Origin of the sequence: Pseudothauera hydrothermalis, from assembly GCF_003345255.1 — a bacterium.
GTDB classification, from domain to species: Bacteria; Pseudomonadota; Gammaproteobacteria; order Burkholderiales; family Rhodocyclaceae; genus Pseudothauera; species Pseudothauera hydrothermalis.
The window spans coordinates 1,569,046-1,588,915 of record NZ_CP029331.1; the positions used below are offsets into that span (position 1 = coordinate 1,569,046).

Genomic DNA, 19,870 nt, shown 5'->3' on the forward strand with positions numbered 1-19,870 from the left:
TGCAGTACTGAGCTTGTCGGCGCGGGCCGCAATATCCCCTCCACCCCGCGCCGACAGGGTGTGCCCAGCCCAGCGACTGGCGCCCGGTCGGTCTGCCGATCGCCTTCAAGGCGGTCAGGATAGGGGCGCGAGCTTGCGTGCGAGCATAGGCATATCCAGTCGGGGGTAGTCAGGCAGACCATCGCGCCAGGGACGCGGCAGCTCGCCTTCGATGAGCGGTTGCAGATAACGCAAGGCGGCTTCGGTGACATGCAGACCATCGGCGCGAACGTAGGAAGCCGGCAGGCGGCGCTCCAGGTTGGCGATCGCGTGCACGTCTGCCGCGTCGATCCGCCAGCGGTAAGGACGGTCCGCTTCGCGCACGATTGCCGGCATGACCGCGTCGCGTCCGCTCACCGCAAACTGCACTGCGGCGGTGCCGACTGCCCGGGCAAGCGCAAAGTCGGTGGCAGAGACCAGATGACCTGCGGCGCGCTGGAGATAATCCGGAATCGCCCAGTGGTATTTGTAGCCCAAACGGGCGTGAATCAGCCGTGCGATACACTGCCCGGCCCCACCCAACTGCACATGCCCTTTGCCATCGTGGTCCTGCTCCATGACCAGACGGCCATCGGTGTGTCGGATGCCTTCGGAGACGGTGATTGCACAATAGCCCAGCCGCTCGACGGTGGCACGCACGCTGGCCAGAAAGCGCGTTGGATCGAAAGGCACCTCGGGCATCAGAATGATGTGTGGCGCGGCATCTGCCCGCCCACCCGCAGCCAGCGCAGTGGCCGCGGCCAACCAGCCAGCGTTGCGTCCCATGACTTCCATGACGAACACCCGCCCGCTGCGTCCGGACATTGAAGCCAAGTCCATGCCGGCCTCCAACATGGCGGTGGCCACATATTTGGCGGCCGAGCCAAAACCTGGCGAACAATCGCTACCGACCAGATCGTTGTCGACCGTCTTGGGTACACCAAGGACGGTCAACTGATAGCCCCGCTGCCGTGCAGCCATGGAAATCTTGGCCACCGTGTCCATGGAGCCGTTGCCGCCGTTATAGAGCAGATAGCCGATATCGTGTGCCGCCAGCACGGCAAACAGGCGGTCATACTGCGCGGGGTTGTCATCCGGCGAATCGAGATCGAAACGGCAGGAGCCGAACGCACCGCCCGGCGTGAGCGCCAAGGCGGCAAGGGCGGCGTCATCCAGCTTGGCGGTATCGACCAATTCCTCCGCCAACACCCCGAGAATACCGCGACGCGCGCAATAGACCGCCCCGATGCAGTGTGGATGCTGGCGGGCGGCTTCGATGACGGCAGCGGCGGTGGCATTGATGACTGCGGTCACGCCGCCCGATTGTGCGTAAAGCAGATTTCGCCGGGTCATGCGGGGATTCGGGCTCGAGCGTGGAAAAATTCAAAAGCGCACGGCCGGCACCGGGTATTGCCCGCGGCCGGCCGTGCGCTGCGCGCCGAAGCGTTTATTTCAGCGCCTCGAACACCCGGGCGGTGATTTCATCCACCGAGCCCAGGCCGGAAATCTTGCGCACTTTGGGCGCCTTGGGATCACCCGAGGCGGCCCAGTCGGTGTAATACTGGACCAGCGGCTTGGTTTGCGCGTGATAGACCTCCAGGCGCTTTTTCACCGTTTCCTCACGGTCGTCATCGCGCTGGATCAACGCTTCGCCGGTCACATCGTCCTTGCCTTCGACTTTGGGCGGATTGTACTTGACATGGTAGGTGCGGCCCGAAGCCAGATGCACCCGGCGCCCGCTCATGCGTTCGATGATCTCGCTATCGGGCACGTCGATCTCCAGCACGAAATCGATCGGCACGCCGGCATCCTTCATGGCGTCGGCCTGCGGAATGGTGCGCGGGAAGCCGTCGAACATGTAGCCGCGCTTGCAGTCGTCTTGTTGCAAGCGGTCTTTGACCAGGCCGATGATGATGTCGTCGGAGACCAGGCCGCCGGCGTCCATTACCTTTTTGGCTTCGATGCCGAGTGGGGTGCCGGCCTTGACCGCGGCGCGCAGCATGTCGCCGGTGGAAATCTGCGGAATGCCGAATTTTTCCTTGATGAAATTGGCCTGGGTTCCCTTACCCGCGCCCGGCGGCCCCAACAGAATGAGTCGCATACACCCTCCCGAAGATGCCGGTCGATCGCTCGCCGGCGGTTTATTGAAAAACCGAGAACTTACTCGACCGTTCCCGCCTGGTCAAACAAGCGGCGCACCCGTTCAAGATCGTCCGGGGAGTCCACCCCGGCTAGCGGCGCCTTGTCCACTTGCAGCACCTGAATGCGGTAGCCATGCCACATCGCGCGCAGTTGTTCGAGCGCCTCGAAGTGCTCCAACGGCGATACCGCAAGCCCGGCATAGCGACGCAGGAACGCCACGCGATAGGCATAAAGGCCGATATGGCGCAGCACCGGCAAGCCCGGCGGCAAGCGACTGCGGTCGACCGCAAAGGCATCGCGCGCCCAGGGAATGGGCGCGCGGGAAAAATACATTGCCTGGCCGGCGGCATTACACACCACCTTGACCACGTTGGGATTGAACAGCTCAGCCGGATCGCTGAGCGGATGCGCGGCGGTGGCGATCGCAGCATCCCGGTCGGCGGCCAGCGCGCCGGCCACCGCGCCGATCAGCGTCGGGTCGATCAGCGGTTCGTCGCCCTGCACGTTGACCACAATCTCATCGTCCGCCCACCCCAGCCGCTCGACCGCTTCGGCCAAGCGGTCGGTACCGCTCGGGTGGTCCGCCCGGGTCATCAGTGCCTGGCCGCCGGCGCGGGTGACCGCCTCGAACACGCCCGGATGATCGGTGGCCACCCAGACCTGGCACGCGCCCGAACGCCGGGCACGTTCGACCACCCGCAACACCATAGGCTTGCCGGCAATATCGGCGAGCGGCTTGCCCGGCAGACGGGTCGAAGCGAAACGGGCCGGAATCAGGACATGAAAAGCTGGCATGACGAAAAGCCGCTCATTGCGGGCAGGCAAGAGCCCAGCGCATCTCAGCGCAGCGCGTCCACCTCCTCGGCGGACAGTTGTTGCGCCTCATCCTCCAACATCACCGGAATGCCGTCGCGGATCGGAAACGCCAGACGATCCGCTTTGCACACCAGATCCTGCTTGTCCTTGCGGTAATCGAGCGGCCCTTTGCAGATCGGGCACACGAGGATGTCGAGCAGTCTGGCGTCCATGCGAGAGTTTCTCCAGGATACGTTCAATTGCGCCCGCCGGAATGTCTGCCACCACGGGTAACTCCCAGCAGTCCTCAGGCGCGAAGGCCACGCATTTTACCGCATCCTTGCTGGTCATGACCTTGGGCATGGCCAGTGACGGCAGCAAATCTGCCTCACAAAAGGCGTGATGATCGGCAAAAGCGTGTTCCACCACGTCCAGCCCCAGTGCGCGCAGATGGTCGAAAAACCGGGCCGGTCGACCGATGCCGGCAAAAGCATGCACCGTGCGCCCGGCAAAATGCCCGGCGTCGACCAGATTTCCAGGGTCGCGCAGCGATCGAAACACGGTGCCGGAAAGACGCATCGGAAACACCGTAAGCCCCTCGATCATCCGTTGCAAGGTCGGGCTCAATGCGCCGTGAGCCAGCAGCAGATCCGCTTCGCGCAGCCGATTCACACCCTCGCGCAGCGGTCCGGCCGGCAAGCGCCAGCGGTTACCCAGCGTGGCTTCGTCGAGCACCACGATCTCGACATCGCGCGCCAAGCGATAGTGCTGCAAACCGTCGTCGCAGACGATCACGTCACAATCGCCATGGGCTGCCAAGAGAGCGCGGGCCGCGGCGGGACGGTCGGCACCGACTGCGACCGGCACACCGGTAAGCCGTGCCAGCAGCACGGGTTCATCGCCATACAACATGGGATCAGGGTTTTGCGGCAGCAGCGCCACGCCACGAATCTGCCCGCCATAACCGCGACTGACGATACCCGGCCGCCAGCCCGCGGTGCGCAGTGTGCGCACCAGCCAGTCGACCACCGGTGTTTTGCCGCTACCGCCCACCGCGATATTGCCGACCACGATCACCGGCACCGGCAGACGCTCCACTTTGCGCCATCCGCGGCGGTACAGATCTCGTCGAAAAGCACTAAGAGCCTGGAAAATAAAGGCTAAAGGCAGCAAGAGCGCCGCCATGGGACCACGCCTGGTCCACCAAGCCGGTATCTTGGCCGGCATTTCAGTGCATCGCTATAGACAAGTCGCTGTGTGTCATCAGCGCTCCGGCGACTGAGTGGCAAAGGTAATGTGCGCCAGCCCGGCGCGTTGCGCCGCCTGCATGACGTCGATCACCCGCTGGTGCGCCGCCTTGGCATCGGCATTGATGACCACCACCGGCGGCTCGCCGTCCTTTGGCGCGGCATTGGCGAGCGCAGCGACCAGCGGCTCCAGACCTTGCGCGCCAACCGGCACCCGGTTGACCAGCACCTCGCCGGCTGCGGTAATCGCCACCACGATTTCATTGGGCTGCGTTTGCGCAGCCGGCGCCTGCGCGGTCGGCAAATCGATTTGCAGGCCGGATACCTTGGAAAAAGTGGTGGTCAGCATCAGGAAAATGATGATCACCAATACCACGTCGATCAGCGGAATCAGGCTGACCTCGGGCTCCTCGTGACGGGTGTTGCGGCGAAAATCCATGGCCGCGCACTCAGTTGCGCCGCTCGCCGTGCACCACCTCGACCAGCTTGATCGCCTGTTGCTCCATGTCGATCACGAAACTGTCGATCAGTGCGCGGAAGTGACGCCAGAAAATCGTGGCCGGAATGGCAATGATCAAACCCAGACCGGTGGTGTAGAGCGCAATCGAAATACCCTGCGCGAGCTGCTGCGGGTTTGCGCCCCCCACCCCTTGTGAGGCGAAAATGTCGATCATGCCAACAATGGTGCCAAACAGGCCCAGGAGCGGGCTGATTGCCGCGATGGTGCCCAGCGTGGTGAGGAAGCGCTCCAACTCATGCATGACCGCGCGGCCGCAGTCTTCGATCGATTCTTTCATCACTTCGCGCGAGCTATTCACATTACGCAGACCGGCGGCCAACACCTTACCCAGCGGTGAATGATTGGCCACCCGCGCGATCATCTCGGGCGAAGCGCCGCGCTGCTGAAGATCCGTCAGCACCTTGTCGAGCAGATCGGCCGGCACCACGCGGGAACGGCGTAGCGTCAAGGAACGCTCGATGATCAACGCCACGGCGATCACGGATGCCAGCAACAACGGCCAGATCGGCCAGCCAACCGCCTGAATGATCGCAAACACGCCTCAAGACTCCCGAATCGCAAAGGCGAAACTCTAGCCTCCCGCAGCCCCTGAGAGCAAGCCATAGGCATGCTGCGGGCACGAAATCCCGCTGCGACAAGGGCTTTGCCGAGTCGTCCACAGAAACTGTGGATAACTTTGTGGATGAGTTGTCCAAAGAAGCCATAATCGGCGCCGCTAAAGGCAGCGCGCCACTCTGATGCAAAATTGAGCAAATTTTTTCTGATTAAATTTCAATAACTTAAGAAATCCCCTAAAGGTTGATACTTTTGCTTCAAAACGCTTGACAAGCCATCCCGCCTGTGGAAATCCGCTACAATCCGCCCCATGTCTGAATCCGGCTACCCCCCTTTGGCGGACCTCGCAGGCGTCGTGCCGGTATCCGCGCTGAACCGTCTTGTGCGTGAGAAGCTCGAACGCAGTTTTCCGCTGATGTGGGTCAGCGGCGAGCTTTCCAACCTCACCCGCGCACCCTCCGGGCATCTTTATTTCACCCTCAAAGACGAGCATGCGCAGGTCCGCTGCACCATGTGGCGCAACCGTGCGCAGTTACTGCCTTTCCGTCCGCAAAACGGTATGCGGGTGGAAGTGCGTGCGCAGGTCACCTTGTACGAGGTGCGTGGCGACTTCCAGCTATCGGTCGAAAATCTCCGGCAAGCTGGCATTGGCAATCTGTTCGAAGCCTTTACCCGCTTGAAGGAACGGCTTGCCGCCGAAGGGCTGTTCGATCCGGCTGGCCGGCGGCCGGTGCCACGCTTTCCGCGGGCGGTCGGCGTCGTCACCTCACCGGCCGCTGCGGCATTACGGGATGTCCTGGCCACTTTGGCACGTCGCGCCCCTAACCTGCCGGTGGTGATCTACCCGGCGCCAGTACAAGGGGTGGATGCCGGAGCGGCGCTGGCGGATGTGCTGAGCAAGGCCGGCGCACGGGCGGCAAACGACCAGGTCGATTTGATCCTGCTGGTGCGCGGCGGCGGCAGCATGGAAGACCTCTGGGCGTTCAATGACGAGGCGCTGGCGCGGGCGATCCGCGCCTGCCCAGTACCGGTGATCAGCGGTGTCGGGCACGAAACCGATTTCACCATCGCCGATTTTGCCGCCGACCTACGTGCTGCCACACCCACCGGCGCGGCCGAGCTGGCCAGCGCGGGTTACCATGCCGCCGCGGCTGAATTGTCGGCGCTCGCAATGGCGCTGCAACGCGCCTGGCAACGCAAAATCGACACCTGCAGTCAGCGGCTCGACCGCGCGGCGCTGCGTCTAATCCATCCGCGCGAAAGGTTGGCGCGTGCGTCCGTTGCGCTCGAGGCGCTGCGCGAACGTCTCACCCGGCGGGCCGATGCGCTCGCCGAGCGACGGGTACAGCAGTTATCGCAGCTTGCTTTGCGGTTGCGGGCCTGCCGGCCGCAGCTGTCAGTCGCGCAAGGCCAACTGACGCAACTCGAACGCGATCTGGCACGCAGCATGACTGCCCTGCTCGCAACCCGTCAAAACACGCTCGCCAGTCTGGAAAATCAGCTACAGCATCTTGCGCCGCAGGCGGTGCTGGCGCGTGGCTACAGCATCGTGCGCGATGCACATGGCCGTATCCTGCGCAGCAGCCAAGCATTGCAGAGCGGGCAGAGCGTTGCGGTGCAACTGCATCGAGGCGGCTTCGATGCGCAGGTGCTGAGCATCCGTCGTTAGCAGGCCGTTGAAAACCTACCCCGGTGGACCTTCTTTCGGCGTCGCGCGGTGCACGCTCCCCTCGCCTATCGATTCGACAGGCTGCGGTCGCTGCGCGCCGTGAACCTTGCTTCTGGTCATCCTTGCTAAGTTTTTAAAACGTGACCTGCCCCCATTGACCGTACCAACGGATTGGAGAAGTCCGGGGTTGAAGGTTAATCGGAATTCTGTTTCTGCCCACTGCCAGCAGCACCGCCAGCGCGCTGGCGGTGCTGCTGGGCGAATCGTGCCGGAGGGATACGCCCCAGGCTGCTGTGTGGTCTGACCTCGTTGTAGTCTTGCCGCCAGCGTGCAATGCACTCCCGGGCTTGAGGCAACGATTCAAACCACTACTCGTTGAGGCATTCATCTCTGAACTTGCCGTTGAAGCTCTCGATGTAGCCGTTGTCCATGGGCTTGCCCGGCTCAATCAGGATGTGCCGAATCCCATTCTTGTGCGTCCAGGCCAGGAACGCCCGACTGGTGAACTCCGGGCCATTGTCCGTTCGCACTGCTGCCGGGTAGCCACGGAACCTTGCCACCTGGTCGAGCACGCGCGTGACGTACTGGCCCGAGATGCCGTAGTCCACCGCAATCTCCACGGACTCCTTGCTGAAGTCATCGACCACCGTCAGGCACTTGATGCGCCGTCCATTGGACAGGCTGTCCGAGACGAAATCCATGCTCAACACCTCATTGATGTTCCTGGCCAGTTGCAGCGGCACACGCTCCTGGGCTGGCCGCTTGACCTTGCGTCGTTTCTTCACCGCCAGATTGGCCTGACGGTACAGCCGGTAGATGCGTTTGTGGTTCACCCCCGGAAACTGCTCGCGCAGCATGTCGTGGATGCGCCGGTAGCCGAAGCGGCGACGCACCAGCGCAGTTTGCCGAATCTGTTCGCCCAGGGCGGCATTGAGCTCGCTAGGCTGTGGCGGGTGGCGGTAGCTGTCTCTGGATAGCCCCACAAGGCGGCAAGCACGCCGCTCCGAGAGGTGATGCTGCTCCATCATCTGTCGGATGGCGTCACGCCGCACCTGTGGGGCTAACGCTTTACCCCGAAGACGCTCTTGAGGGCGTGGATGTCCAGATGGGCCTCGGCCAGCAGCTTCTTGAGCTTGGCGTTCTCGCTCTCGAGTTCGCGCAAGCGCTGGGCTTCAGAGACCTGCATGCCACCGTATTTGGCGCGCCATTTGTAAAACGTGGCCTGGCTGAAGCCGCCGCTGCGGCACGGCTCGGGGATGCCCATGCCGGCTTCGGCCTGTCGCAAGAAGCCAATGATTTGTTCGTCGCTGAACCTGCTCTTCTTCATGTCCGTCATTCTCCTGGGGTGACGGACTTCTCTCGTTTACCGAGGTACGACTGGCGGGGAGGCAGGCCACCCGGCATGATTAGAGAACGATTAGAGAACGCTGATAGCAAACGCTCAGTTTGTCGATTATCGGCATGAACATCTCCCTGTCCCGTCAATTCTGGGAGGATTACCATGGCTCGACCATGAACCTTGGCCACCGAGTACGCATAGGTTCAGGAGAAGAGCTTGGCCGATTGAACATTGCGTTGGGCAGCTAAATCCGACTAGAATAGTCGGACTTACACCCGCAAATTCATCGACAAAAGCTTTCGATGTGATAAAGGAGAGACACATGGAACACGTACTGCCCCCCCTGCCCTATGCCAAGGATGCGCTGGCCCCGCACATCTCGGCCGAGACGCTGGAGTTTCACCATGGCAAACACCACCAAGCTTACGTGACCAATCTCAACAATCTGATCAAAGGCACTGAGTACGAAAACCTTGATCTGGAAGCCATCGTCAAAAAGGCGCCGGCCGGCGGCATCTACAACAATGCCGCGCAAGTGTGGAATCACACGTTCTTCTGGAACAGCATGAAACCCAACGGCGGCGGTGAACCCGGCGGTGCGCTGGGCGAAGCGATCAAGGCCAAGTGGGGCACTTTTGAGGAGTTCAAAAAGGCGTTCCAGGCTTCGGCCGTGGGCAATTTCGGCTCCGGCTGGACTTGGCTGGTGAAAAAAGCCGACGGTTCGGTCGACATCGTCAATATGGGCGCTGCCGGCACCCCGCTGACCACCGGCGACAAGGCCCTGCTCTGTATCGACGTGTGGGAGCACGCCTATTACATCGACTACCGCAACCGCCGTCCGGATTTTGTCGCCACCTTCCTCGACAAACTGGCCAATTGGGATTTCGCCGCACAAAACTTTGCCTGAACCCGGCACAAGTCAGCCAAGGCACCTGCGGGTGCCTTTTTTACTTGGAGCCGCCCACCAGTCCGGGCAAGGCGCGATGGGCATTGGCAGCGGTGATGCGGATGATTTCCTCCACGCTCATGCCGCGCAGGTCGGCAAGCAGTGCGGCGTAACGCGCGATGTTGGCCGGCTCATTGCGCTGGCCGGCGCGCCAGACGGGCGGCATATCGGGTGCGTCGGTTTCCAGCACGATGGCCTCCAGCGGCAGGCTGGCAGCCAGTGCCCGGATACGTCGGGACCCCTGGTAAGTCATCGCCCCGCCAAAGCCAAGCTTGAAACCCAGCGCAATGAACATCTCTGCCTGCTGGCGGCTGCCGTTGAAGGCGTGGGCGATGCCGCCAGGCACTTCAATGCGGCGCAGCTGTTTGAGGATGGCGTCCTGCGCACGGCGAATATGCAAGACGACCGGCAACCCATGACGTCGGGCGAGTTTGAGCTGTTCGACAAAGAAGAACTCTTGGCGAGACCGATCTGCATCGGCCACGAAGTAATCGAGGCCGATCTCGCCCACGGCCACGGCGCCGCCTGCGGCAAGACGCTCGGCAAGGCAGTCCAGCGCGCTCGGCTGCGCCCGATCCACATACAGCGGATGGATGCCGAAGGCGGCGCGGACTTCCGGGTAGGCCGCGGCCAGCGCATCGACCCGCGCAAAACCGCCGGTCTCTACCGCTGGAACCACCAGGCCGGTCACGCCGGCCGCGCGTGCTGCGGCCATCACCGTGTCGCGATCGGTGTCGAACTCGGCCGCATCCAGATGGCAATGGGTATCGATCAGCACGGCAGACTACATCCGCCTCGACCCGGTCGCCCGCTCACCGGCTAGCGGCCGCGCCACTGCGGTGTGCGTTTGGCGATGAAAGCGTCGATGCCTTCGGCGGCATCCTCGGTCATCATGTTGCAGGCCATGGTTTCGGCGGCCAACTGGTAAGCCGCGTCCAGGCCCATCTCCAACTGTTTGTAGAACATCTGTTTGCCCATCTGAATGGCCAGCGGCGACTTGGCGACGATGGCTGCGGCGAGTTTGCCGACTTCTTCGTCCAAAAGCTCCAGAGGCACCACACGGTTGACCAGGCCGCGGCGCTGCGCCTCGGCGGCATCGATAAAGTCGCCGGTGACCAGCATCTCGAAGGCTTGCTTGCGCCCGATGTTGCGCGACAAGCCCACGCTTGGCGTGGCGCAGAACAGACCGACGTTGATGCCGGATACCGCAAAGCGCGCCACGTCGGCAGCCACCGCCAGGTCACACATCGACACCAACTGGCAGCCTGCCGCAGTGGCGATACCGTGCACCCGCGCGATCACCGGCTGGGGCAGTTCGGTGAGCTTCATCATGAATTTGCCGCATAGGCGAAAGAGCTCCTGCTGAAAAGCCAGGGTATGGTTGCTGCGCATTTCCTTCAGGTCATGCCCGGCGCAAAACGCTTTGCCCGCGCCGGCCAACACCACGGCGCGCACGCTGCGGTCGGCGGCGATCTCATCGACCGCGGCGATCAGGCTCTCCAACATGGCGCGTGACAAGGCGTTGAACTGGCCGGGGCGGTTCAGCGTCAGCCAGGCCACGCCGTCGAGGTCTCGGCGCAGCAACATGGGTTCATCGGCAGCAGTGGGCAAGGCGCTCATTGTGTCTCCTCCTGAATGTTGTTTACGTGCACGTCAACCATGACCCATCATAGCGCGGCAACGGCGCTGCCCGCCAGCGCCGTTGCCAGCCGCTCATTCAATGGCCGCTGTCGAGCGTGCCTGCTCGCGCAGCATGAACTTCTGGATCTTGCCGGTCGAAGTTTTGGGCAGCTCGGTAAACACCACCTTTTTGGGAATCTTGAAGCCCGCCAAATGTTCGCGGCAGTGGGCGACGATTTCCTCGGCGGTGACCTGGGCGCCGTCGCGCAACTCGATGAAGGCGCACGGCACCTCGCCCCATTTTTCGTCGGGCGCAGCGACCACTGCAGCCGCCATCACGGCCGGATGTTTATAGAGCGCATCTTCGACCTCGATCGAAGAAATGTTCTCTCCGCCGGAAATGATGATGTCTTTGGAGCGGTCTTTGATCTTCACATATCCGTCCGGCTGCATCACCGCCAGGTCGCCAGTGTGATACCAACCGCCGGCAAAAGCCTCGGCGGTGGCTTTTTCGTTCTTCAGATAGCCCTTCATGACCAGGTTGCCGCGGAACATGACCTCGCCCATGGTTTCTCCATCCCACGGCACCGGCTGCATGGTGTTCGGATCGAGTACGGTAATCGCTTCTTGCGCGTGGTAACGCACCCCTTGACGGCCGTTTTTGCTCACCTGCTCGGCCAACGGCAGCGCCGCCCATTCGTCATGCTTGGCGCACAGCGAAGCCGGGCCGTAGGTTTCGGTCAGTCCATAAACATGGGTGATATCGAAGCCGATTTTGGCCATGCCTTCGATGACCGCAGCCGGTGGCGGTGCAGCCGCGATCAGGCCGGACACTTTGTGGGTGATGCCCTTGCGCCATTCGGCCGGCGCGTTGGCCAGCAGCGAATGCACAATCGGCGCCCCGCAGTAATGGGTGACACCATGCTCGCGGATGGCCTCGAAAATCAGACGGGGATCGACCCGGCGCAGGCAGACGTTCACCCCGGCGTTGGCGGCCATCGTCCAAGCGAAGCACCAGCCATTGCAGTGGAACATCGGCAGCGTCCACAGGTACACCGAATGCGGCGGCATGCCCCAGGAGACGATGTTGCTCATCGCGTTCAGATAGGCACCGCGATGGTGGTAGACCACCCCCTTGGGGTTGCCGGTGGTGCCGGAGGTGTAGTTGAGCGAAATGGCGTCCCATTCGTCGGCGGGATACTCGAACTCGAAATCCTCGCTGCCGCTGTCGAGCAGGGCCTCATAGTCCATTTTTCCGAGCCGCTCGCCCGGACCGGTGTATTCCGGATCGTCCACATCGATGACGGTCAACCCCGGTCGCTGAGCCAGCTCCAGGGCACGGCCGACGGTGCGGGCATATTCACGGTCGGTGATCAACACCTTGGCTTCACCATGATTGAGAATGAAGGCGATGGTCTCCGCATCCAGACGGGTATTGATGGTGTTGATCACCGCCCCGCAGGCCGGGATGCCGAAATGGCATTCGTACATCTCCGGCGTATTGTTGAGCACCACCGCGACCGTATCGTTACGCCCCACGCCGAGTTGCCTCAAGGCCGAAGCCAGCCGCCGGCTGCGGCTATACACCTGTCGCCAGTTATAGCGTCGCGCACCGTGAATGACCGCCAGGCGCTCCGGGTAAATGTAGGCGCTGCGCGCCAGAAAGGTGAGCGGCGTAAGTGGCACGTAGTTGGCGGCATTGCGTTCCAGGCCCTGCTCATAGGGGGAGTGGGTGTTATCGGTCATGATTGCTCCACGGTCTGGTTGAAAACCTGCGGTGCGGTCAATTTCTTGGCCGACACCCGAATCCGTCATTCAAGCGCTGCCCATCGGACGGGTCAAGCGTCATCAGCCAGGCGGCCAATTCATTGGCCAGCCGTTGTACCGCATGCTGCGCAGCTGTCGCACCGCCGGCCGCATCGGCTGTGGGCGTAGCCGCCTCGACGGCAAAATTCCGTCCGGTCACAGGCGTTTCGCCACGGGCGGGCAACAGGCTGGCGCGCAGGGCGATCCGCACATCGCTACGGGCCGGGTCATGGAACACCTGTATCCATTCGTCCAGATGTACCCGTAGCCGGCAACCGCTGCCGGCGCTGTCCGGCGCGAGCAATGTGCGATCCAGCGCCAGCGCAAGCATCTCGGCTGGCGGCGCCACCCAGCGGCTCTCAGCATAGGCCAGCCGGCGCTGGGGCTCGGCGTAGAGCAGCCGGTATTGCATTGCACTGGTGGCCAGCCAGCTTGGCGCACGTAATTCGACCGCAACGGGTCGCTTGCCGGCCTCCAGCGTAACCGCTTCAGGCATGCCCAGATCGAATACGGTCTGAGCGGCTGGTGGCGCCCCCAGGGCGGCGCAACCGGCCAGCAGCACAGATAATAAGGCAGGAGCGAGATTACGCAGGAACGTTTGGAACATCCTCATCCTCATTGCTGTCGGGCGGCTGGTACCTCAAAACCAGACTCCCCCGGGCCGGGTTGGCGGGCGCCGCGCCCGACGACCAACATTTGCGGCGCAGCTTCCAGTTCGTCGATCAAGCGCCCCAGGCGCCGCGAGGTGCCGACCAGCTCGGCAAGCAAGGCGTTGAGCTGCGGCAGGGTGTCGTCCAACACGCCGTCGGTGGCAGCCACCGCCGCCCGATCCAGCCGTTCGGCCATTCCCGACACACGCGCCATCAGGCCGCGCAGTTCGACGATTGCCGGTCCGGCTTCGGCGCTGGCGTGTTCCAGATTGTCGAGCAAGGCCGACAAACGGCGCATGTCTTGCGCACTGAAAGTGTCGCGCACCGCGGCAAAAGCTTCCGGTGCGACCTGGAAGGTGCGATCCACGCCCCCTGCTGCCGACTCCAGGTGGCTCAGGGTTCGGTTGAAGCGTTCGATGTTCTCGGGGTGGAAAAAGGCCGCAGCGTGCTCGGCCACCATGCTGAAGCGGTCGACCGCTCGCAGCGCGGCGTCGGTCACTTGATCGATCAAGCCCGCCCGTAAAACGATGCGGGGCAAGCTGCCGTCCTCGGCCTGTAGCGGACGAGGGTCGTCGCCATTGTCTTCGAGCTGCACATAAGCCAGACCGGTCACGCCCTGGTAGCCCAGGCTGGCGCGGGTGCCACGAGTGACCGGCAGCTCTTCCCGAATACGGATGGTCACCAGAATGTGCCGTTGATCGGCCGGATCGACCCGGATATCGGTCACCTTGCCTGCGGCGATACCCCGATAACGCACCTGGGCCTGTATGTTGAGCCCGGTGACATTGCCGCTCGACACCAGTAGGTAGTCGCGGGTCGCCTCGCGTGCATCGGAGAACCACCATAAAGCGGCAGCCAGCGCAGCCCCCAACACCAGCGTGAATAGGCCGGCCGCGAGTGCGTGAGCGCGGTTTTCCATGTCATTGACCTCCGTTGACGCGGGCCAGCGCCCGGCGCCCGTGTTCGCCCCAAAAGAACCGCCGGACGAAGGGATGCTCGACCTTCAGGGTCTCGGCCAACGTGCCATAGCTCAAGATGCGCCGCTCGCCCAGCACCGCCACCCGAGTTGCCAGCGCCGCCAGCGTATCCACATCGTGGGTAACCAGCACCACGGTCAGCCCCAAACGTTGTTGTAACGTGCGAATCAGTGCAACGAAGGCTGCGCTGCGGTCAGGGTCCAGGCCGGCCGTCGGCTCGTCGAGCAACAACAGTTCAGGCTCCAGCGCCAGCGCCCGCGCCAAAGCCACCCGTTTGACCATGCCACCGGACAGCTCGGATGGCATCAGCAGCGCATGGGCCGGTTCCAGTTCCACCATTGCCAACTTGAGCGCGACCAGGTCGCGAATCTCGGCTTCGCTCGCCACGCCGGATTCGCGCAGCGGGAACGCGATGTTTTCGGCCACATTGAAGGCGGAAAACAGCGCGCCGTGCTGAAACAGTACGCCAAAGCGCCGCTGCAGGGCGCGCATCTGCGCGGCCGTGCCGGTGCCCAACCGTTCACCGAACAACCTGACTTCGCCGGCCTGCGGCCGAGTGAGCCCGATGATATGACGCAGCAAGGTAGTTTTGCCGCTGCCCGAACCACCGACCAGGGCGACGACCTCGCCCGGTGCAATCGTCAAATCCACGCCGTCATGCACAAGGTGGTCACCAAAGCGGGTGACCACGCCGCGAAGCTCGATCAGCGCTGCGGCATTCATAGCGGCACCCCCACTGAACGGGTGGCGATGGCAAACACCGCGTCGGCCAAAATGACCAAGGTGATTGCCGAAACCACCGAGGCGGTGGTGTTGGCCGACAGACTCTCGGTATTGGGTGCTACGCGCAGACCGAAATGGCAGGCCACCAGCGCAATCAGCAGGCCGAATACCACCCCTTTGGCGAGCCCGATGTACAGATTGGCAATTGGCACCACCCGAGGCAGGGTTTCAAGAAAAAACCCAAAGGACAGGTCCAGTTGTACCCAGGCCGACACCATGCCGCCCAGCAAAGCCACAGCGGATGTCCACAGCACCAATAGCGGCATCGCCAGGGTCAGTGCCACCACCTTGGGCAGCACCAGGCGAATGGTGCGGGAGATACCCATGGCTGCGAGCGCATCGATCTCCTCGGTAACCCGCATCACGCCCAACTGGGCGGTCATGGCCGAGCCGGAACGCCCCGCCACCAGCACCGACACCAGCACCGGGCCAAGCTCGCGGATGATGCCCAGCCCCAGGATATTGACGATGAAAATATCCGCGCCAAAAGCCTGCAGCTGCAGCGCCGACAGATAGGACAACACCACGCCGATCAGAAAACCGACCAGGGCGGTCACCGGCATGGCTTTGACACCCACTTTGTGCAGGTTGGCGGAGATTTCCAGCACCGGCCATTGACCGGGATGACGCAGCAGCGTTGCCAGATCGAGCATCAATTGTCCGAGCAGGCGGACGAAATCGGCCAAGTGCGCAAAAAGGGCGAGCACTGCAGCGCCGAGTTTGACCACTGCATCGGTCGGGCCGAAGCGCGGCGTTTGCGGCAGTGGCTTGCCTGCCGCGTCGGCAAGCGCTTCGATCAGGCTGCGGTGCGCAGGGGCAAGATCCACCCGTTCGGGCAGGCATCGGCCCCAAGCGTGCCAAAGCAGTGTTGCGCCAAAGCTATCCAGGCGTTCAATACCGTCCAAACGCCAGGTCACGGCAGGCGGTACCGCGCTCAGTCGCCGACGCAGCTCGGCGATGCCGGGGGTGAGCGCACGCAGGGTCCAGTCGCCGCGCAGCTCGGCCACGGCTGCGGCGGTGTCGACCGTCAAACTCGGTGGCGCACGCATTTCAGGCGGCCAGCGGCCCTGAGGCAGCACGCAGGATCAGTCCGCGGCCCACCGACTGCCATTGCCGCTGTTCTTCTTCCAGCGCGGCCGCGGTCAGCGGCAAACGCTTGAGCCAGGATTGATTGGCCACCACTTCAAGGTTGCGGCCATCCCGGCTCACCCGCAGCGGTGGAATGCCACGCCCATCCCGCGCCCGGTGTATGACGACGGCCAGCCGCAGACAGGCGATCAGCAGCCAATCTGGGCTGGCCGGATCGAGCGCTGCAACCCGCTCCAACTTGCCGCGGTGGGCCAACACGATGCGCGCCAGACGCCCCTGGTCCATGCGCGAAAACCCCGGCATGTCCGCATTGTCCAGAATATAGGCGCTGTGTTTGTGATAACTGGAATGCGCCACCGAAATGCCGATTTCATGAAGCATCGCGGCCCAGCGCAAAAACCGTGCGTCCGGATGGTCGGGCTGAGCGCGCTCGGCGTCCAATTGCCCGAGCAGATACAAGGCAGTGTCGGCCACCTCGTCGGCATGGCGGCGATCCACCCCGTAACGGGCCATGAAGGACGCCACGGTGGCGTCGCGCAAATCATGGTGGTGATAACGGCCAAGCAGGTCATAGAGCACACCCAGGCGCAAAGCGCCCTCGGAAAACACCATTCGCTGCAGATCGAATTCTTTGAACACCGCGCTCATGATGGAAAAGCCGCCCAGCAGCACCGGGCGACGGTCGGCACGCAGGCCGGCCAGCTCCAATCTGTCCACGCTGCCAGCGCGCAGCAGCGCGGCGCGCAGGCGCTCCAAGCCCTCGCGGGTAATGCCGCTATCTGAAAAACCGTTTTGCTCCAGTATATCGACCAGCGCCTTGGCCGAACCGCTGGAGCCCACCGCCCGCTCCCAGCCGACTTCGCGATAAGGGTGGGCGATAGCCTGCAACTCTCGGCGTGCGGCCAGTTCGGCGTCTTTCAGATTGCGCTTGTCGACACGGCCATCCGGAAAAAAATTCAGGCTGTAACTTACGCAGCCCATATACAGCGACTCCAAGAGCTGCGGCTCGAAGCTCTTGCCGATGATGAACTCGGTGGAGCCACCGCCGATATCCACCACCAGTTGACGTTTGTGGGGATCCGGCAGGCTGTGGGCCACGCCCACGTAAATGAGCCGAGCCTCTTCCCGTCCGGCAATGACCTCGATCGGAAACCCCAGGGCTTGTTCGGCCTGACGCAGAAAAGACGGCGCGTTTTTGGCGACCCGCAAGGTGTTGGTGGCCACCGCGCGCACCGAGTCGCTGGGAAAACCGCTCAAACGCTCATTGAAACGGCGCAAGGCGTCGATGCCGCGTAACTGCGCGGCTTGGTCGAGCATTTTATCCGGCCCCAATCCAGCCGCCAGTCGAACCGATTCTTTCAGGCCATCCAGCGGGTAAATCTGGTCATTGACGATCCGTCCGACCTGTAGTCGGAAGCTATTTGAGCCGAGGTCGATCGCAGCGATCAGTTCTTGCATCATTTTCCAGGTCCGACATTGCCCGCGGCAATCGAAATCCGCAGCATTCTACCCCAGCGGCCCGGCACACCGTTCGCGCGCCGGAATGCGACGCAGCAGGTGCTTGCTTGCGTCATCCTTTTGCAACACCATTGTCACATCATGCTGGTTTCAAGTCGCCATCGGACGAGACATGTACGCCCCGTCGAACAAAAAACGCTATCCCACCGAACACTTTTTCAACCGCGAACTCTCCCTGTTGCAGTTCCAGCGCCGTGTGCTCGCCCAGGCGGCAGACCGTGAGGTGCCGCTGCTCGAACGCTTGCGTTTTTTGTGCATCGTGTCGAGCAATCTGGACGAATTCTTCGAAATCCGCGTCTCCGGCATCAAGGAACAAATCCGTCTGGGCAGCCGGGCCGCCGGCAACGACGGCCTGTCGCCCGGCGAGCTGCTGGAGCGGGTCAGCCAGGAAGTGCATAGCATCATCGCCGAGCAGTACGAGCTGCTCAACAACGACATCCTGCCGGCGCTCGAAACAGAAGGCGTGGTTTTCCTGCGTCGCAGCTTATGGTCCGATGCCCAGCGTGAATGGGTCCGCGACTATTTCCACCGTGAGGTCATGCCGGTTCTCACCCCCATCGGCCTGGACCCGGCCCATCCTTTCCCGCGTGTGCTCAACAAGAGTCTGAACTTTGCCATCGAGCTCAAAGGCCGAGACGCCTTCGGCCGTGACTCGGGCGCTGCCATCGTACAAGCGCCGCGCGCACTGCCCCGTGTGATCCGCTTGCCGCGTGAAATCTGCAGTGAGGAATACACCTTCATCTTCCTGTCCTCGGTGCTCCATGCCCATGTGGCGGAGCTGTTTTCCGGAATGGAGGTGCTGGGTTGCTACCAGTTCCGGGTCACCCGCAACTCCGATCTGTTCGTCGACGAAGAAGAGGTCAAGGATCTGCGTGCTTCGCTCAAGGGTGAGTTGCAGCAGCGTCATTTCGGCGATGCGGTACGCCTGGAGGTGGCGGACAACTGCTCGGATGAGATGGCCGACTTCTTGCTCCAGCACTTTCGGTTGGGGCGCGGCGACTTGTATCGCACGCCCGGCATCGTCAACCTGGTGCGTCTGATGCAGGTGCCCGACTGGGTGGACCGCCCGGAACTGAAATACCCGCCTTTCTTGCCGGGTTTGCCCAAGGCGTTGGAAAAGCGGCGAGACATTTTTGCCGCCATCCGCAACGGCGACATCCTGTTGCACCATCCTTTCCAAAGCTTCAACCCGGTCATCGATCTGTTGCGCGCGGCTGCCGACGACCCCCAGGTGGTAGCGATCAAAATGACGGTCTACCGCACCGGCACCGATTCGGTGCTCATGGAGCACCTTGCCCGCGCCGCGCAAAAAGGCAAGGAAGTCACCGTGGTGCTGGAGCTGATGGCGCGCTTCGATGAGGAAGCCAACATCAGCTGGGCCAACCGTCTGGAGGAAGTCGGCGTGCATGTGGTCTATGGCGTGTTCGGCTACAAGACGCACGCCAAGCTGCTGATGCTGGTGCGCCGCGAAGAACAGGGACTGCGCCGTTATGTGCATCTGGGCACTGGCAACTACCATCCACGCACCACCCGCTTTTACACCGACTTCGGCCTGCTGACCTGCAATGAGGCAATGGGGGAGGATGTCGCCGAAGTGTTCAAGCAACTCACCGGCCTGGGCAAGGCCAGCGCGCTCAAGCACCTGTGGCAGGCGCCTTTTGCCTTGCAACCGAATGTGGTGGCAGCGATCGACGCCGAGGCCGATATTGCGCGCGCCGGCCGCAAAGGCCGCATCATCGCCAAAATGAACGCACTGTTGGAACCGGAAGTGATCGAGGCGTTGTACGCCGCTTCACAAGCCGGCGTGGAAATCGATCTGATCGTGCGCGGCCCCTGCGCGCTCAAGCCACGGGTGCCGGGCTTGTCGGACAACATCCGGGTACGCTCAGTGATTGGCCGTTTCCTGGAGCACCACCGCATTTTCTATTTTCATGCCGATGGCAGGGACCGCATTTATCTATCCAGCGCCGACTGGATGGACCGCAATTTCTTCCGCCGCATCGAAATCGCCTTTCCGGTGCTCGATCCGCGGCTCAAACGCCGGGTCATGAAAGAGGGGCTGCGCGCCTATCTATTGGACAACAGCCAAGCCTGGGAAATGCAGCCGGACGGCAGCTATCGGCGCAAGCATCCGCGCGGTGTGCGGCGCGCGGCGCAAAGCATCTTGTTGAGCGAGCTGGCCAGTGCAAGCTGAAA

The 19,870-nt window shown here is 62.7% G+C and carries 17 protein-coding genes and 2 pseudogenes; 3 read left to right on the forward strand and 16 right to left on the reverse strand.

What is annotated here, in order from left to right; all coding sequences use genetic code 11:
* Window positions 1-114: 114 nt before the first annotated feature.
* From DIE29_RS07600 to DIE29_RS07625, 7 genes and pseudogenes are all read right to left on the reverse strand, one after another.
* Entirely contained in the window at window positions 115-1,371 is a 1,257-nt protein-coding gene (locus tag DIE29_RS07600; RefSeq protein ID WP_102041750.1) for a 6-phosphofructokinase, read from the reverse strand.
* A gap of 94 nt (window positions 1,372-1,465) precedes the next feature.
* Complete coding sequence (gene adk / locus DIE29_RS07605; RefSeq protein ID WP_102041751.1) at window positions 1,466-2,119, reverse strand: adenylate kinase; 654 nt, start codon at window positions 2,117-2,119, stop codon at window positions 1,466-1,468.
* Window positions 2,120-2,178: 59 nt separating this feature from the next.
* On the reverse strand, window positions 2,179-2,955 hold the full coding sequence (gene kdsB / locus DIE29_RS07610; RefSeq protein WP_102041752.1) for a 3-deoxy-manno-octulosonate cytidylyltransferase: 777 nt from the start codon (window positions 2,953-2,955) through the stop codon (window positions 2,179-2,181).
* A gap of 44 nt (window positions 2,956-2,999) precedes the next feature.
* Complete coding sequence (locus DIE29_RS14810) at window positions 3,000-3,188, reverse strand: Trm112 family protein (RefSeq protein WP_237269417.1); 189 nt, start codon at window positions 3,186-3,188, stop codon at window positions 3,000-3,002.
* A pseudogene (gene lpxK, locus DIE29_RS07615) lies at window positions 3,172-4,182 on the reverse strand (tetraacyldisaccharide 4'-kinase); the annotation flags it as partial. The pseudogene lpxK and the gene DIE29_RS14810, both read right to left, overlap by 17 nt.
* Before the next feature lie 36 nt (window positions 4,183-4,218).
* A complete protein-coding gene (locus DIE29_RS07620; RefSeq protein WP_102041754.1) occupies window positions 4,219-4,641 on the reverse strand; it encodes an ExbD/TolR family protein in 423 nt (140 codons plus the stop codon).
* Between the two features lie 10 nt (window positions 4,642-4,651).
* A complete protein-coding gene (locus DIE29_RS07625; RefSeq protein WP_102041755.1) occupies window positions 4,652-5,260 on the reverse strand; it encodes a MotA/TolQ/ExbB proton channel family protein in 609 nt (202 codons plus the stop codon).
* Between the two features lie 327 nt (window positions 5,261-5,587).
* On the opposite strand from DIE29_RS07625, the gene xseA reads away from it, so the two are divergent.
* Entirely contained in the window at window positions 5,588-6,946 is a 1,359-nt protein-coding gene (gene xseA / locus DIE29_RS07630) for an exodeoxyribonuclease VII large subunit (RefSeq protein ID WP_108080063.1), read from the forward strand.
* Between the two features lie 194 nt (window positions 6,947-7,140).
* Here the strand turns inward: xseA and DIE29_RS07635 are convergent.
* A pseudogene (locus DIE29_RS07635) lies at window positions 7,141-8,273 on the reverse strand (IS3 family transposase).
* A gap of 334 nt (window positions 8,274-8,607) precedes the next feature.
* Between DIE29_RS07635 and DIE29_RS07640 the strand changes: the two are divergent.
* Window positions 8,608-9,192 carry a superoxide dismutase gene (locus DIE29_RS07640; protein WP_102041645.1) on the forward strand — a complete coding sequence of 195 codons (585 nt, stop codon included), beginning with the start codon at window positions 8,608-8,610 and terminating at the stop codon, window positions 9,190-9,192.
* 40 nt (window positions 9,193-9,232) lie between these two features.
* Here the strand turns inward: DIE29_RS07640 and DIE29_RS07645 are convergent, their stop codons facing one another.
* The 8 genes from DIE29_RS07645 to ppx all read right to left on the reverse strand — a co-directional run bounded on the left by DIE29_RS07645 (window position 9,233) and on the right by ppx (window position 17,617).
* Window positions 9,233-10,009: a TatD family hydrolase gene (locus DIE29_RS07645; protein WP_102041644.1), complete on the reverse strand. Its 777-nt coding sequence runs from the start codon at window positions 10,007-10,009 to the stop codon at window positions 9,233-9,235.
* Between the two features lie 41 nt (window positions 10,010-10,050).
* The gene (locus tag DIE29_RS07650; protein ID WP_102041643.1) at window positions 10,051-10,851 is read right to left on the reverse strand and encodes an enoyl-CoA hydratase; all 801 of its coding nucleotides are present in this window, start codon (window positions 10,849-10,851) and stop codon (window positions 10,051-10,053) included.
* A 93-nt stretch (window positions 10,852-10,944) separates the two neighbouring features.
* Entirely contained in the window at window positions 10,945-12,597 is a 1,653-nt protein-coding gene (locus tag DIE29_RS07655) for an acyl-CoA synthetase (protein WP_114649607.1), read from the reverse strand.
* A 37-nt stretch (window positions 12,598-12,634) separates the two neighbouring features.
* Entirely contained in the window at window positions 12,635-13,264 is a 630-nt protein-coding gene (locus tag DIE29_RS07660; RefSeq protein ID WP_162860612.1) for an ABC-type transport auxiliary lipoprotein family protein, read from the reverse strand.
* Window positions 13,265-13,272: 8 nt separating this feature from the next.
* Window positions 13,273-14,226: an MlaD family protein gene (locus tag DIE29_RS07665; protein ID WP_114649609.1), complete on the reverse strand. Its 954-nt coding sequence runs from the start codon at window positions 14,224-14,226 to the stop codon at window positions 13,273-13,275.
* Window position 14,227: 1 nt separating this feature from the next.
* Window positions 14,228-15,007, reverse strand: coding sequence for an ABC transporter ATP-binding protein (locus DIE29_RS07670; RefSeq protein ID WP_114649610.1), 780 nt, complete (start codon window positions 15,005-15,007; stop codon window positions 14,228-14,230).
* A complete protein-coding gene (locus DIE29_RS07675) occupies window positions 15,004-16,116 on the reverse strand; it encodes an MlaE family ABC transporter permease (protein ID WP_114650282.1) in 1,113 nt (370 codons plus the stop codon). Before DIE29_RS07675 ends, DIE29_RS07670 begins: the two co-directional genes overlap by 4 nt.
* Window position 16,117: 1 nt before the next feature.
* Window positions 16,118-17,617, reverse strand: a complete 1,500-nt coding sequence (ppx, locus tag DIE29_RS07680) for an exopolyphosphatase (protein ID WP_114649611.1) — start codon at window positions 17,615-17,617, stop codon at window positions 16,118-16,120.
* 169 nt (window positions 17,618-17,786) lie between these two features.
* On the opposite strand from ppx, the gene ppk1 reads away from it, so the two are divergent.
* A complete protein-coding gene (gene ppk1 / locus DIE29_RS07685) occupies window positions 17,787-19,868 on the forward strand; it encodes a polyphosphate kinase 1 (RefSeq protein WP_102041636.1) in 2,082 nt (693 codons plus the stop codon).
* Window positions 19,869-19,870: the final 2 nt, after the last annotated feature.